10 protein-coding genes and 1 pseudogene are annotated in these 16,231 nt (G+C 51.0%); 8 read left to right on the forward strand and 3 right to left on the reverse strand.

All coding sequences use genetic code 11. The features are described 5' to 3' along the window. Window positions 1-9 precede the first annotated feature (9 nt). From QUF14_RS13700 to QUF14_RS13730, 7 genes and pseudogenes are all read left to right on the forward strand, one after another. A complete protein-coding gene (locus QUF14_RS13700) occupies window positions 10-3,654 on the forward strand; it encodes a DUF4132 domain-containing protein (protein ID WP_000356810.1) in 3,645 nt (1,214 codons plus the stop codon). Between the two features lie 60 nt (window positions 3,655-3,714). Further along, window positions 3,715-4,034 (forward strand): annotated as a pseudogene (gene yehK / locus QUF14_RS13705) (protein YehK). A 1,177-nt stretch (window positions 4,035-5,211) separates the two neighbouring features. Beyond that, window positions 5,212-6,300, forward strand: a complete 1,089-nt coding sequence (locus QUF14_RS13710) for an ATP-binding protein (RefSeq protein WP_000074861.1) — start codon at window positions 5,212-5,214, stop codon at window positions 6,298-6,300. 10 nt (window positions 6,301-6,310) lie between these two features. Then, entirely contained in the window at window positions 6,311-8,590 is a 2,280-nt protein-coding gene (locus QUF14_RS13715; RefSeq protein ID WP_100733659.1) for a DUF5682 family protein, read from the forward strand. Beyond that, the gene (locus QUF14_RS13720) at window positions 8,583-9,719 is read left to right on the forward strand and encodes a VWA domain-containing protein (protein WP_024212150.1); all 1,137 of its coding nucleotides are present in this window, start codon (window positions 8,583-8,585) and stop codon (window positions 9,717-9,719) included. The genes QUF14_RS13715 and QUF14_RS13720 overlap by 8 nt, the downstream gene beginning before the upstream one ends. Further along, window positions 9,716-11,707, forward strand: coding sequence for a zinc finger protein YehQ (gene yehQ, locus QUF14_RS13725; RefSeq protein WP_100733658.1), 1,992 nt, complete (start codon window positions 9,716-9,718; stop codon window positions 11,705-11,707). Before QUF14_RS13720 ends, yehQ begins: the two co-directional genes overlap by 4 nt. Before the next feature lie 131 nt (window positions 11,708-11,838). Continuing rightward, window positions 11,839-12,300 (forward strand): YehR family lipoprotein, encoded by a 462-nt coding sequence (locus QUF14_RS13730; RefSeq protein WP_001353103.1) that lies wholly within the window; start codon window positions 11,839-11,841, stop codon window positions 12,298-12,300. 42 nt (window positions 12,301-12,342) lie between these two features. Here QUF14_RS13730 and QUF14_RS13735 read toward each other — a convergent pair whose 3' ends face one another. Genes QUF14_RS13735 through btsS form a run of 3 tightly spaced genes read right to left on the reverse strand, consistent with a single transcriptional unit; the run spans window position 12,343 to window position 15,261 of the window. Next, the gene (locus tag QUF14_RS13735; protein WP_001353102.1) at window positions 12,343-12,813 is read right to left on the reverse strand and encodes a YehS family protein; all 471 of its coding nucleotides are present in this window, start codon (window positions 12,811-12,813) and stop codon (window positions 12,343-12,345) included. 46 nt (window positions 12,814-12,859) lie between these two features. Further along, entirely contained in the window at window positions 12,860-13,579 is a 720-nt protein-coding gene (gene btsR, locus QUF14_RS13740; RefSeq protein WP_024212151.1) for a two-component system response regulator BtsR, read from the reverse strand. After that, the gene (gene btsS, locus QUF14_RS13745) at window positions 13,576-15,261 is read right to left on the reverse strand and encodes a two-component regulatory system sensor histidine kinase BtsS (RefSeq protein ID WP_024212152.1); all 1,686 of its coding nucleotides are present in this window, start codon (window positions 15,259-15,261) and stop codon (window positions 13,576-13,578) included. Before btsS ends, btsR begins: the two co-directional genes overlap by 4 nt. Window positions 15,262-15,482: 221 nt before the next feature. Here btsS and mlrA point away from each other — a divergent pair, with 221 nt between their 5' ends. Further along, window positions 15,483-16,214 carry an HTH-type transcriptional regulator MlrA gene (gene mlrA / locus QUF14_RS13750; protein ID WP_001240401.1) on the forward strand — a complete coding sequence of 244 codons (732 nt, stop codon included), beginning with the start codon at window positions 15,483-15,485 and terminating at the stop codon, window positions 16,212-16,214. Window positions 16,215-16,231 lie beyond the last annotated feature (17 nt).

Below are 16,231 nucleotides of genomic sequence, written 5' to 3' on the forward strand. Positions count from 1 at the left end.
GGAAAGAACATGGACAAGGAATTACCGTGGCTGGCGGATAACGCCCAACTGGAACTGAAATATAAAAAAGGCAAAACACCACTCAGCCATCGCAATTGGCCGGGCGAACCGGTGCCTGTTATCACTGAAAGCCTCATCCAGACACTGGGTGATAAATTGCTACACATTGCTGAGAAGAAAAAAAACATTGTCTGGCGTTATGAAAATTTTTCACTGGAATGGCAGTCCGCCATTACGCAAGCCATCAACTTGATCGGCGAGCACAAACCCTCAATTCCGGCCCGGACAATGGCGGCGCTAGCCTGTATCGCGCAAAATGATAGCCAACAGTTGCTCGATGAAATCGTCCAACAAGAGGGACTGGAATATGCGACTGAAGTGGTGATTGCACGCCAGTTTATTGTACGGTGTTATGCGAGTGATCCTCTGGTAGTAACATTGCAGTATCAGAACGAGGACGATGGTTATGGTTATCGCTCAGAAACCTATAACGAATTCGATCTCCGACTGCGTAAACATCTCTCTCTGGCAGAGGAAAGCTGCTGGCAGCGTTGCGCCGACAAACTCATTGCCGCACTGCCAGGAATACCCAAAGTTCGCCGTCCTTTTATTGCACTCATCCTCCCGGAGAAACCAGAAATCGCCAATGAGTTGGTAGGCCTTGAATGCCCGCGGACTCATTTTCATTCTAAGGAGTGGTTAAAAGTTGTTGCTAATGACCCCAGAGCGGTGAGAAAACTCGAACGCTACTGGAGCCAGGATATATTTAGCGATCGCGAAGCCAGCTACATGTCGCATGAAAACCACTTCGGCTACGCGGCCTGCGCCGCCCTTTTGCGCGAACAGGGAATTGCAGCCGCTCCACGCCTCGCGATGTATGCCCATAAAGAAGATTGCGGTAGCCTGCTGGTACAAATTAACCATCCGCAAATTATTCGCATTTTGCTGTTAGTTGCCGATAAAAACAAACCCAGCCTGCAGCGTGTAGCTAAATACAGTAAAAACTTTCCACATGCGACGCTCGCCGCACTGGCAGAACTACTGGCGTTAAAAGAACCCCCTGCGCGCCCTGGTTATCCTATCATCGAAGACAAAAAGCTGCCTGCACAGCAAAAAGCACGTGATGAATACTGGCATACGCTGTTACAAACGCTGATGGCATCGCAGCCACAACTGGCAGAAGAGGTGATGCCGTGGTTAAGTACTCAAGCCCGGGCAGTGGTGAATAGTTATTTATCGGCTTCGCCAAAACCGGTTATTGATAGCACCGATAACAGCAGTCTGCCTGAAATCCTCGTTTCACCACCATGGCGTGGCAGGAAAAAGACTTCCATAACTCACTTTTCGCTACCTGAACTTACGCTTGTACCGCAAGCGTACAGGTCGTCCCAGGAGCACTGGACGCAGGAACAGCAAACTACAATCAACCATTTTAGCGCCATGCCTTTTGACGAACGTCTAGCTAGCAGAGGAACCGATACCCTCTTGCGAGAATTAGGCTTTGAAGATCACAGGTGGAAGTTTAATGAGTTTATTCTCACAGGACAGTTGGATGCTCTGGATTCCGATCAACTAGAGACACATACTTCAGTAGGAAGATTGCTCAATTATCAGGCAAAACAGACTGAAAATAAACACTACCGGGAAGAGGCCGCCAGCGCATTACTGGCACAAGATAGCGTTGCGTTGATGGAGGGGTGGCGAACTTTCCAACGCAAATTTAATTACACTGATGAAAAGCGTTGGGGAGTGTGGAACCTGTACCTTATCGCGCAAATGCCGCGCGAAATGGCGGTATCGTGCTGGCAACAAATTGTCGCGGCTGATTTTCATTACACCGGGGTGGAATATCTGTTAAGTGTGCTGGGTACCGATGCTTTGCCCGGTTTAAGCGCCGCCTTTGCCCGACATCCAAAAGAGATATTTCCGCTGCTGATTCAATTCGGCACTACCGAACTGGCGTTACCCATTGCCCGCGTCTGGCATCGTTTTGCAGGCCAGCGTAATCTGGCTCGCCAGTGGATTTTACAATGGCCGGAGCATACGGCTACGGCGCTGATCCCATTAATCTTTGCCAGGTCTGGCGATAACAGCGAAGCGGCACTCAATGCTCTGCGTTTACTTTACGAACAGGGACATGGCGAGTTACTGCAAACCGTGGCAAACCGCTGGCAGCGTACAGATGTATGGCCTGCCCTGGAGCAATTACTTAAACAGAGTCCAATAGAGATTTACCCGGCACGCATTCCCAAAGCCCCTGATTTCTGGCATCCGGCAATGTGGTCCAGGCCGCGTCTTATCACGAATAATCAGCCTGTTACTGATGACGCTCTGGAAATTATCGGCGAAATGCTGCGCTTTACCCAGGGCGGACGTTTTTATTGTGGGCTGGAACAACTGAAAACGTTCTGCCAGCCACAAACGCTGGCCGCTTTTGCCTGGGATCTCTTCACCGCGTGGCAACAAGCTGGTGCTCCCGCAAAAGACAACTGGGCATTTCTGGCGTTAAGTCTCTTTGGCGACGAAAGCACGGCACGGGATCTGACGACACAGATCCTTGCCTGGCCTCAAGAGGGCAAATCTGCCCGTGCTGTCAGTGGTCTGAATATACTTACTCAGATGAATAATGATATGGCACTGATACAGCTGCATCATATATCGCAACGGGCGAAATCCCGTCCCTTACGTGATAACGCGGCGGAATTTCTTCAGGTGGTCGCAGAAAATCGTGGACTAAGCCAGGAAGAGTTAGCGGACAGATTAGTCCCAACACTGGGCCTGGATGATCCGCAGGCGTTGATATTTGATTTTGGTCCCCGGCAGTTTACCGTTCGCTTCGATGAAAACCTCAACCCGGTTATCTTTGATCAGCAAAACGTTCGCCAGAAAAGTGTTCCCCGGTTACGCGCCGATGACGATCAGCTGAAAGCACCCGAGGCACTGGCCCGACTAAAAGGGCTAAAAAAAGATGCCACTCAGGTGAGCAAAAACCTGCTCCCGCGTCTTGAAACTGCCCTACGCACCACCCGACGCTGGTCGCTGGCAGATTTTCATTCTCTGTTTGTTAATCATCCCTTTACCCGCCTGGTTACTCAGCGATTGATATGGGGTGTTTATCCGGCAAATGAACCGCGTCGTTTACTCAACGCCTTTCGTGTGGCCGCTGAGGGGGAGTTCTGCAACGCACAAGATGAGCCAATTGACCTGCCTGCGGATGCTCTGATTGGCATTGCCCACCCGTTAGAAATGACAGCAGAAATGCGCAGTGAATTTGCACAGGTTTTTGCCGATTACGAAATTATGCCGCCTTTTCGCCAGTTGATGCGGCGCACAGTGCTGCTCACACCTGACGAGTCAGCCAGTAACAGCCTGACTCGCTGGGAAGGTAAATCCGCAACCGTTGGGCAACTTATGGGAATGCGATACAAAGGCTGGGAGTCAGGTTTTGAGGACGCATGTGTCTATGACCTGGGCGAGTATCGGCTGGTCCTTAAGTTTTCACCCGGTTTTAACCACTACAGTGCTGATAGCAAAGCGCTAATGAGCTTCCGTTCTCTTCGAGTGTACCGTGACAATAAATCTGTCACTTTTGCCGAACTCGATACGTTTGATTTGAGTGAAGCGTTAAGCGCACCTGACGTCATTTTCCATTAAAACACAGCGGGCAGTGATGCGACTGCCCGTTATCAACACGACTTACCACCGGGAAAAGTGATGATCGTGCAAAAAGAGCTGGTCGCTACTTATGATTATGAAGTCCCTGTACCTGAAGATCCGTTTTCCTTCAGACTTGAGGTCCATAAACGCTCTGAATTATTTACTGGTTCCGTCTACCGGTTGGAGCGATTCCGGCTACATCCAACATTTCATCAACGTGATCGAGAAATGTCGACCCGCTAATAAATGATGCGTTGATTTATATAAGAGATGAATTTATTGATGAGCGTAAATTACGAGGTGAATCACCTAAAACTGTAATAGCAATTTTTAATCGTGAACTACAAAATATATTCATCCAACAAATAGAAAAATAGCTTTATTAAAGGGGGAAACGGTATTCCCCCTTAGATGCGTTTCAATTTGCCAGCTACTTCAACAAATCAATCAACCGTAACAGAGCCACTAATAACTCCAGTACGGCAATGAGCACAGTTAACTTTTGTGTCAGCGTGTCCATCCGCTCTCCTTATTAAGGAGCGCAACACCAGCACCTTACACTGCCTGTCGATACTGGTTTACGTATGTTGAGTCGCCATGTTGCACTCCGGATCAGAGCACCACCTGCGGCACCACCCGTCCGGTAGCCAGGACTTGAAATTGGTTCGATCCGGCGCAACTTCCCAACAGTCAGGATTATAAATCTCATTATCTTAATTGCAACGGGGTCCGTAGGTCGTTATAATTCGTTCGTTGGGGCGCCATGTTGCATAATCAGTAACTTAACGTCAAAGTTGTAAATAAAAGAACCTGCCTCACCAGCAGGTTTTTTTATTTTCTGCGATCTGCTTTCCAGATATTTTTGCCCATAATCCACCATAAATACTCACATCCCGGTCAAATGTACGTTAATTATAAAATCGATGAATTAATAAATAAGAAAAAAGTTATCGGGTGAATTAATGGAAGCAATAATCATTTTATTAAAGGGGGAAGCGGTATTTTCCCCCTTAGATGCGTTTCAATTTGCCCGTTACTTCAACAAATCAATCAGCCGTAACAGAGCCACTAATAACTCCAGTACGGCAATGAGCACGGTTAACTTTTGTGTCAGCGTGTCCATCCGCTCTCCTTATTAAGGAGCGCAACACCAGCATCTTACCCTTACACTGCCTGTCGATACTGGTTTACGTATGTTGGACCACGATGTTGCACTCCGGATCAGGGCACTACCTGCGGCACCACCCGTCCGGTAGCCAGGACTTGAAATGGGTTCGATCCGGCGCAACGTCCCAACAGTCAGGATTATAAATCTCATTATCTTAATTGCAACGGGGTCCACCGATGGTTATAATTCGTTCGTTGGAACACGATGTTGCACAGGCCGTGGTGTTAGGCCTGAAAGTAGTAAATAAAAGAACCTGCCTCACCAGCAGGTTTTTTTATTTACTGTGATTGCTTTCCAGATATTTTCCGCTCAAACAACTAATGCGCCAAACATTTATTGCGCGTAAAATATCGTTTATTTGATTAATACATTTCAGGGATGAATATATGTCACCGCAGAATAATCATCTGCAGCGTCCGCCTGCCGCTGTGTTATACGCCGATGAACTGGCAAAATTAAAGCAAAATGATAACGCACCTTGCCCGCCCGGTTGGCAGTTAAGTTTGCCTGCGGCCCGTTCTTTTATTCTTGGCGATAGCGCGCAAAATATCAGCCGTAAAGTCGTGATTAGTCCCTCCGCTGTCGAACGCATGTTAGTCACTCTTGCTACCGGGCGCGGTTTGATGTTGGTGGGGGAACCTGGCACCGCAAAATCTCTCCTGTCTGAATTACTGGCAACCGCTATTAGCGGCGATGCTGGGTTAACTATCCAGGGCGGCGCATCTACCACCGAAGATCAAATCAAGTACGGCTGGAACTACGCCCTGCTTATTAATCATGGTCCGTCAACGGAAGCGCTGGTCCCTGCCCCGCTCTACCAGGGAATGCGCGACGGCAAAATTGTCCGTTTTGAAGAGATAACGCGTACACCACTGGAAGTACAAGACTGTCTGTTAGGTATGCTTTCTGACAGGGTTATGACGGTGCCGGAACTCACTGGTGAAGCCAGTCAGCTCTATGCGCGGGAAGGCTTTAATATTATTGCCACCGCCAATACCCGCGATCGCGGCGTTAATGAAATGAGCGCGGCACTAAAACGCCGATTCGACTTTGAAACTGTCTTTCCGATTATGGATTTTGCTCAGGAGCTGGAACTGGTCGCCAGTGCTTCGGCGCGTTTGTTGGCCCATAGCGGTATTCCGCATAAAGTGCCTGACGCGGTACTTGAGTTACTGGTACGCACCTTCCGCGATCTGCGTGCCAACGGCGAAAAGAAAACGTCAATGGATACACTGACAGCGATTATGTCCACCGCTGAAGCCGTGAACGTGGCCCACGCTGTGGGCGTCCGCGCCTGGTTTTTAGCGAATCGCGCGGGGGAGCCAGCCGACCTGGTGGACTGTATTGCCGGAACCATCGTCAAAGATAACGAAGAAGATCGCGCACGTCTGCGCCGTTACTTCGAACAACGTGTCGCTACACATAAAGAAGCTCACTGGCAGGCTTATTATCAAGCTCGCCACCGCCTGCCGTGAGGAAAGATGCATGAGCGAGCCGTTAATTGTCGGCATCCGGCATCATAGCCCGGCCTGCGCCCGACTGGTGAAATCGTTAATCGAAAACCAGCGGCCGCGATACGTGTTGATTGAAGGCCCGGCGGATTTTAATGACCGGATAGACGAACTGTTTTTAGCCCACCAGCTTCCGGTGGCGATTTACAGTTATTGCCAGTATCAGGACGGTGCTGCCCCCGGACGTGGCGCCTGGACGCCATTTGCTGAATTTTCGCCGGAGTGGCAGGCGCTACAAACCGCACGTCATATTCAGGCACAAACTTACTTTATTGATTTGCCTTGCTGGGCGCAGAGTGAAGAAGAGGACGAGTCACCCGGTACGCAAGAGGAAAGCCAGGCTTTGTTGCTGCGTGCCACTCGTATGGATAACAGCGACACCCTGTGGGATCACCTGTTCGAAGATGAAAGCCAGCAAACTATATTACCCTATGCACTGGCGCACTATTTTGCCCAACTGCGGGGCGACTACCCCGGCGATGCGCTCAATCGTCAGCGCGAAGCCTTTATGGCCCACTGGATTGCATGGGCGATGCAGCAAAACAATGGCGGCGTGTTAGTCGTCTGTGGTGGCTGGCACGCTCCGGCACTGGCAAAAATGTGGCGCGAATGTTTGCAAGAAATGAACAAGCCAGAATTGCCTTCGCTGGCAGATGCCGTTACAGGTTGCTATCTCACGCCATACAGTGAAAAGCGCCTTGATGTGCTGGCAGGATACCTTTCAGGAATGCCTGCCCCGGTCTGGCAAAACTGGTGCTGGCGGTGGGGCTTGCAGCAGGCAGGTGAACAACTACTAAAAACGGTTCTTACCCGTTTGCGCCAGCACCACTTGCCTGCTTCAACAGCGGATATGGCTGCCGCTCATCTGCATGCGATGGCACTGGCACAGTTGCGCGGTCATACACTACCGTTACGCACTGACTGGCTGGATGCTATAGCAGGCTCGCTGATCAAAGAAGCCCTGAACGCGCCATTGCCGTGGAGCTATCGCGGCGTTATTCATCCCGATACCGATCCGATACTGGTAACGTTGATAGACACATTAGCAGGTGACGGATTCGGTAAACTTGCCCCCTCGACGCCACAGCCACCTCTGCCAAAAGATGTCACCTGCGAACTGGAACGTACCGGAATCTCTCTTCCGGCGGAGCTTACCTTAAATCGCTTTACCCCCGATGGACTGGCGCAAAGTCAGGTGCTACATCAGTTGGCAATACTGGAGATTCCCGGCATTGTGCGCGAGCAAGGAAGTACACTGACGCTGGCGGGCAACGGTGAAGAACGCTGGACATTAACCCAGCCACTTAGCCAACATGCGGCATTGATTGAAGCCGCATGCTTTGGTGCCACACTCCAGGAGGCCGCACGCAATAAATTAGAAGCCGATATGCTGGACGCGGGTGGAATCAGCGGCATCACCACATGTCTTAGCCAGGCAGCGTTAGCGGGTCTGGCGTCCTTCAGTCAGCAATTACTGGAACAACTCACATTATTAATCGCCCAGGAAAATCAGTTTGCCGAAATGGGCCAGGCGCTGGAAGTGCTTTACGCCTTGTGGCAGCTCGATGAAATCAGCGGTATGCAAGGCGCGCAGATATTACAGACGACGGTATACGCGGCTATCGATCGCACACTGTGGCTATGTGAATCCAACGGCAGGCCGGATGAGAAGGAGTTTCACGCTCACCTGCATAGCTGGCAGGCGCTTTGCCATATCCTGCGCGATCTAAATAGCGGCGTTAATTTACCCGGCGTTTCGCTTTCTGCGGCAGTAGCCTTACTGGAACGTCGCAGTCAGGCGATTCATGCCCCAGCGCTGGATCGCGGTGCGGCCCTTGGCGCGCTGATGCGTCTGGAACATCCCAACGCCAGTGCCGAAGCGGCGCTGACGATGCTGGCACAATTATCCCCGGCACAATCTGGCGAGGCGCTGCACGGTTTGCTGGCATTAGCCCGCCATCAACTGGCCAGTCAGCCTGCATTTATCGCCGATTTCAGCAGCCATTTGAATCAACTGAGTGACGCCGATTTTATTAACGCCCTGCCCGATTTACGCGCGGCGATGGCCTGGCTACCGCCACGAGAACGCGGGACGCTGGCGCATCAGGTGCTTGAGCATTACCAGCTCGCTCAGCTTCCCGTTTCGGCGCTGCAAATGCCGTTGCATTGCCTACCGCAAGCCATTGCACATCATCAACAGCTCGAACAGCAGGCACTGGCATCACTGCAACACTGGGGAGTTTTCCATGTCTGAACTGAACGATCTTCTGACCACTCGTGAGCTACAACGCTGGCGATTAATTCTTGGCGAAGCGGCAGAAACGACACTTTGTGGGCTGGATGACAACGCCCGGCGGATAGACCACGTGCTGGAGTGGCTGTACGGGCGCGACCCTGAACGGCTCCAGCGTGGTGAACGCTCCGGTGGATTAGGTGGCTCAAATCTCACCACCCCTGATTGGATCAACAGTATTCACACGCTGTTTCCGCAACAGGTGATTGAGCGGCTGGAAAGCGATGCTGTACTGCGCTATGGCATTGAAGATGTAGTGACAAATCTCGACGTGCTGGAACGTATGCAGCCCTCTGAAAGCCTGTTACGCGCCGTTTTGCACACCAAACATCTGATGAATCCCGAAGTGCTGGCTGCCGCCCGCCGGATAGTGCGCCAGGTTGTTGAAGAAATTATGGCGCGACTGGCAAAGGAAGTTCGTCAGGCTTTTTCAGGTGTCCGCGATCGCCGTCGCCGCTCATTTATTCCACTGGCGCGTAGTTTCGATTTCAAAAGTACCCTGCGCGCCAACCTGCAACACTGGCACCCGCAACACGGCAAGTTGTATATCGAATCCCCCCGCTTTAACAGTCGCATTAAGCGCCATAGCGATCAATGGCAACTGGTCTTACTGGTTGATCAAAGCGGATCGATGGTTGACTCGGTGATCCACTCAGCGGTGATGGCGGCCTGTTTATGGCAGTTACCCGGTATCCGCACCCATCTGGTCGCTTTTGACACAAGCATCGTCGATCTCACGGCAGACGTTGCCGATCCGGTAGAGTTATTAATGAAAGTACAGCTGGGTGGCGGGACCAATATCGCCAGCGCCGTGGAATATGGTCGGCAACTTATTGAACAACCAGCGAAAAGCGTCATCATCCTCGTGAGCGATTTTTATGAAGGGGGTTCATCATCATTGCTGACGCATCAGGTGAAAAAGTGTGTCCAGAGCGGCATCAAAGTGCTGGGACTGGCAGTGCTCGATAGCACCGCAACACCTTGCTACGACCGCGATACAGCCCAGGCGCTGGTAAATGTCGGAGCACAAATAGCCGCGATGACGCCAGGCGAACTGGCTACCTGGCTTGCGGAGAATCTTCAGTCATGAATTCACTACGTCCGGAATTATTAGAACTGACACCGCAGGCCCTGACGGCGTTAAGCAATGCTGGTTTTGTGAAGCGCAGCCTTAGGGAACTGGAAAATGGCAATGTCCCGGAAATCTGCCATGAGAACGGCGCTTTAATCGCCACGTTCAGTGACGGTGTCCGTACCCGGCTGGCGAACAGTCAGGCACTGAAAGAGGCTCAATGCAGCTGCGGGGCCAGCGGCATGTGCCGTCATCGCGTGATGCTGGTGTTAAGTTATCAACGACTTTGTGCCACCGCCCAGCCTACGGAAAAAGAAGAAGAGTGGGATCCGGCAATCTGGCAGGAAGAACTGGCTACCCTGCCCAATACCACGCGTAAACGCGCGCAGGCGCTGGTCGCTAAAGGCATCACCATTGAGTTGTTCTGCACACCGGGCGAAATTCCCTCTGCCCGCTTACCGATGAGCGATGTGCGTTTTTATTCCCGCAGCAGCATTCGTTTCGCCCGTTGTGATTGTATTGAAGGAACGCTGTGTGAACACGTAGCACTGGCTGTGCAGGCCTTCGTCGAGGCCAAAAATCAACAAGCAGAATTTACTCATTTGATCTGGCAGATGCACAGTGAACACGTCACATCATCTGACGATCCGTTTTCCAGCGACGAAGGTAAAGCATGTCGTCAATATGTTCAGCAATTAAGTCAGGCATTATGGCTGGGCGGCATCAGCCAACCGTCAATCCACTACGAGGCCGCTTTCAGCCGCGCGCAGCAAGCGGCGGAACGCTGCAACTGGCGTTGGGTAAGTGAATCACTACGACAGCTACGGGCAAGCGTTGATGCCTTCCACGCCCGCGCCAGCCACTATCATGCCGGAAAATGCTTGTGCCAGCTTGCGGCGTTAACCAGTCGCTTGAACAGTGCACAAGAGATAGCGCGACGTGACAGTGTCGGTGAAGTACCGCCCATACCGTGGCGCACGGTCGTTGGCGCAGGCATTGCTGGCGAAGCAAAGCTTGATCATTTGCGGCTGGTGTCACTAGGTATGCGTTGCTGGCAGGATAATGAGCGGTATGGTTTACGCATCTGGTTCACCGATCCCGACACCGGCAGTATTTTGCATCTTTCGCGCAGTTGGCCGAGAAGTGAACAGGATAACTCTCCAGCGGCAAAACGGCGGCTGTTTAGTTTTCAGGCTGGCGCGCTGGCGGGTGGGCAAATTGTTTCACAAGCAGCAAAACGCAGTGCTGATGGCGAGTTGCTATTAGCTACCCGCAACCGCTTAAGCAGTGTTGTTCCGCTGTCGCCTGATGCCTGGCAAATGTTGAGCGCACCACTGCGCCAGCCGGGCATTGTGGCTTTGCGGGAATATTTACGCCAACGTCCGCCAGCCGCCATACGACCGCTTAACCAGGTCGATAACTTATTTATTCTGCCAGTAGAAGAGTGCATTTCACTCGGTTGGGATAGCAGCCGCCAAACGCTGGATGCGCAGGTAATCAGCGGCGAAGGTGAAGATAACGTGCTGACATTATCCCTACCAGCCTCTACCTGTTCGCCCTTTGCTGTTGAACGCATGGCATCTCTGTTACAACAAACAGAAGATCCCGTGAGTCTGGTTTCTGGGTTTATCAATTTTGCTGAGGGGCAATTGACACTGGAACCACGGGTGATGATGACGCAAACCCGCGCCTGGGCACTGGACGCAGAAACTGCGCCTGTGGCACCGCTACCTTCTGCCAGCGTTCTGCCTGTACCGTCTACCACTCATCAGTTACTGATGCGCTGTCAGGCGTTGCTTATTCAACTGCTCCATAATGGCTGGCGCTATCAGGAACAGAGTGCCATTAGTCAGTCAGAGTTGCTGGTCAATGAACTCACCGCGATGGGTTTTTATCGGCTGGCACATGTGTTGGGACAATTTCGTAATACAGAAGGCGAGGCACGGGGAGAAGCAATGAATAACTGCGTTTTGCTTTGCGAACAATTATTAACCTTGCTTGAGTAACAAGGACAAATAGTGCTTTTTACAAAGAGTTCTACTCCAGTTCCGGACTGCTCACGCCAAGGTATTAGGCATATCCTATATGGCCCCTGGTGTGGTCACCAGTTCCTTGATTAAATAAAATGGAGTTTTACATGAAGGCTTTCAATAAGCTGTTTTCCCTTGTTGTTGCATCTGTTCTGGTTTTCTCTCTTGCTGGCTGCGGTGACAAAGAAGAATCGAAGAAATTTAGCGCTAATCTGAACGGTACTGAAATTGCTATTACCTATGTCTACAAAGGTGACAAGGTTCTTAAGCAATCTTCTGAAACCAAAATTCAATTTGCTTCCATTGGTGCAACCACCAAAGAAGATGCTGCCAAGACACTTGAGCCGTTAAGTGCCAAATATAAAAACATCCCTGGCGTTGAAGAAAAATTAACCTTTACCGATACCTATGCTCAGGAAAACGTGACTATCGATATGGAAAAAGTTGATTTTAAAGCCCTGCAGGGTATTTCAGGTATCAACGTTTCTGCTGAAGATGCCAAAAAAGGTATCACTATGGCGCAAATGGAACTGGTGATGAAAGCCGCTGGTTTTAAAGAAGTGAAATAATCTGTCGGCGGCCATGTTCTTCGCATGGCCGCCATACCCGTCTTAGCTTTTCTTCACATGCTGGCGCGCTGCCAGCCCACGCAGAAAATAACGCATGAATTGATCGCCGCATTCGCGGAAGTTTTTATGATCCGGTGCACGCATCATCGCCGTAATTTCCGGCATCGAAACGCGGAACTGCTGTTCGGTAAGGATCGCCAGAATATCATCAGTTTTCAGCGAAAACGCGATACGTAATTTTTTCAGCACGATGTTGTTATTAATGCGACGTTCCGGCTCCAGTGCCGGCGCTGACTCATCCTTGCCACGTTTTTCATAAATCAGGCCATTCAGGAATGAAGACAGAACAATGTCCGGACAACGCTGAAACCCTTCTTCGTCTTCTTTGCGTAGCCAGACGGCGATCTGTTCCGCAGTGGCTTCGACATTACCCAGCGCCAGAATGCGCACCAGGTCGTTATTATTGGCTTTCAAAATGTAGCGCACGCTGCGCAGAATATCATTACTAAGCATGAGGCCTTCAGGTGTTGATGAGGCAAAAAGCCATTTTAGCAGTCTTTTACAGGCCAATCGCCTCTTTTAAACTTTTCAGATAGCGGCGGCTGACAGGGACGGTTAAACCATTACGCAAAATCAACTCAGCCTGACCGTTATCTTCCAGGCGAATCTCCTGTAAATGCGCGAGGTTAACCAGATACTGACGATGGCAGCGCAGTAGTGGTGTACGGCTCTCCAGAGTGCGCAAAGTCAGTTCGGTGAAACCTTCTTTCCCTTCGTGGCTGGTAACGTAGACACCGCTCATCCGACTGCTGACAAATGCTACATCTCTCATTTGCAGCAAATAAATCCGACTATGCCCCGTACAAGGGATAAATTTCAGCGCCTGTTGATTTTCCGGTAACAGCGAAATATCCTGCTTGCTGCGCTCCTGACGCAAACGCGCCAGCGTTTTCTCCAGCCGCGCTTCATCAATTGGCTTCAGAAGATAATCAAATGCATGTTCTTCAAAGGCTTTAATGGCGTATTCGTCAAACGCGGTGAGAAAAACGATATACGGACGATGTTCCGGGTCGAGCATCCCCACCATTTCCAGACCGCTAATACGCGGCATCTGGATATCGAGAAACAGCACGTCCGGGCGCAGTTTATGCACCGCGCCGATCCCTTCTACAGCGTTTGAACACTCGCCGACAATTTCAATATCACTCTGCTCCTGCAAAAATACGCGCAGGTTCTCCCGTGCTAACGGTTCGTCATCGACAATTAAGACTTTAATCATGCCTCGTCCCTCCATGGCAGTCGTAACGTTATTCGGGTGTAATTATCAGGTTCACAGGCGACGCTTATCCCATAGTCATCGCCAAACCGTTCACGTAAACGCTTATCCACCAGATTCATCCCCAGCCCGCTGGCATTGGTTACCGGTTGATACAAGCCAGCATTGTCTTCGATCTCCAGCATCAAATGTTGCCCCTCACGTCGGGCGCTGATTGCTACTCGCCCTGTATCCAGCAGTTGTGATGTCCCATGTTTAATGGCGTTTTCCACAATCGGTTGCAGGGTAAACGCGGGCAATTGCTGCTGGGATAATTCTTGCGGAATAGCAATGTTGACCTGCAACCGCGACTGGAAGCGCGCCTTTTCAATTTGCAGATAAGCATTCACATGTTCAATTTCGTCGGCGAGAGTAACAAACTCCGAAGGCCGCTTTAAGTTTTTACGGAAAAAAGTGGAAAGATACTGCACCAGCTGGCTGGCCTGTTCGCTGTCGCGGCGGATCACCGCTTTAATGGTGTTAAGCGCATTAAACAAAAAATGGGGGTTCACCTGGGCGTGAAGCAGTTTGATCTCTGACTGGGTGAGCATCGCTTTTTGCCGCTCATATTGCCCGGCGAGGATCTGCGCCGAAAGCAGTTGCGCAATCCCCTCGCCCAGCGTGCGATTGATTGAACTGAACAAACGGTTTTTGGCTTCATACAATTTGATGGTGCCCATCACCCGCTGATTTTCACCACGCAACGGAATCACCAGCGTCGAACCCAGTTTGCATTGCGGATGCAACGAGCAACGGTAAGGCACTTCGTTGCCATCGGCGTAGACCACTTCACCGGTTTCAATCGCTTTTAAGGTGTAAGTCGAAGAAATCGGTTTGCCGGGTAAATGGTGGTCGTCACCAATTCCGGTAAAAGCCAGCAATTTCTCTCGATCGGTAATCGCGACTGCACCAATATCCAGCTCCTGATACAGCACCTGTGCCACTTTCATGCTGTTCACTTCGTTAAACCCCTGGCGCAAAATGCCTTCCGTCGAGGCAGCCACTTTCAGCGCAGTAGCAGAAAAAGCCGAAGTGTATTTTTCAAACATCGCGCGTTTATCGAGCAATATACGCATAAACAGCGCCGCGCCGACGGTATTGGTGACCATCATTGGCGCAGCAATATTACTCACCAGACGCACCGCATCTTCATAAGGTCGGGCGATCGCCAGGATGATCAGCATTTGCACCATTTCAGCGACGAACGTGACGGCACCGGCGGTAATGGGATTAAAGACTTTATCAGTGCGCCCGCGACGGATCAGGATGCTGTGTACCAGGCCGCCGAGCAATCCTTCAACGATGGTCGAGATCATGCAACTTAGCGCGGTCATGCCCCCCATCGAATATCGATGTAACCCGCCGGTCAGACCAACCAGCCCACCGACGACCGGACCGCCGAGTAAGCCCCCCATTACCGCACCAATCGCACGGGTATTGGCAATAGAATCGTCAATGTGCAGCCCAAACCAGGTGCCCATGATGCAGAAGATGGAAAAGACGATGTAGCAGAGAAATTTATGCGGCAGACGAACCGTGACCTGCATTAACGGTATGAATAATGGCGTTTTACTCATTAACCACGCAATGACTAAAAAAACGCACATCTGCTGAAGCAGCAGCAACACCAGATTAAAATCGTACATACCCGCAAACCACACTTCCCTTTAAAACGCGTAACATACATTGCCTGCGTTTAACTTTCTTTGAACTCTTGCAGAAAAATGAGAATTCGTAAGTACGATCACTCAAAATCGCCTGGCAAAAATAAAATCACCCTATAGATGAACAAAAAACGGGCAAAACTACCTGGTTCGCAAAACTGCGTCTAAAGTTAAACTGGGACCTCGCGAGCAAGGGTGAGACGATGGCGCTTTACACAATTGGTGAAGTGGCGTTGCTTTGTGATATTAACCCTGTCACGTTACGCGCGTGGCAGAGGCGTTACGGATTGCTGAAACCGCAACGGACAGACGGCGGTCATCGGCTGTTCAATGATGCCGATATTGACCGGATCCGCGAGATCAAACGCTGGATCGACAACGGCGTGCAGGTCAGCAAAGTTAAAATGCTGCTCAGTAATGAAAATGTTGATGTGCAGAACGGCTGGCGCGATCAGCAAGAAACATTACTGACTTACCTGCAAAGCGGCAATCTGCATAGCCTGCGAACGTGGATCAAAGAGCGCGGTCAGGATTACCCCGCCCAGACACTCACCACGCACCTGTTTATTCCTCTGCGCCGACGACTTCAGTGCCAACAACCGACTCTCCAGGCGCTGCTGGCGATCCTCGACGGCGTACTGATCAACTACATCGCCATTTGTCTGGCTTCGGCACGTAAAAAACAGGGTAAAGATGCGCTGGTGGTTGGCTGGAATATTCAGGATACCACCCGTCTGTGGCTAGAGGGCTGGATTGCCAGTCAACAAGGATGGCGCATTGATGTCCTCGCCCACTCGCTCAATCAACTACGCCCAGAACTGTTCGAAGGCCGTACATTGCTGGTGTGGTGCGGTGAAAATCGAACCTCTGCCCAACAGCAGCAACTTACCAGTTGGCAGGAACAAGGCCATGATATTTTCCCACTCGGCATTTAATGATTCGTTAACAAATG

Origin of the sequence: Escherichia sp. HH091_1A (genome assembly GCF_030295175.1) — a bacterium.
Classification (GTDB): Bacteria; Pseudomonadota; Gammaproteobacteria; order Enterobacterales; family Enterobacteriaceae; genus Escherichia; species Escherichia coli_F.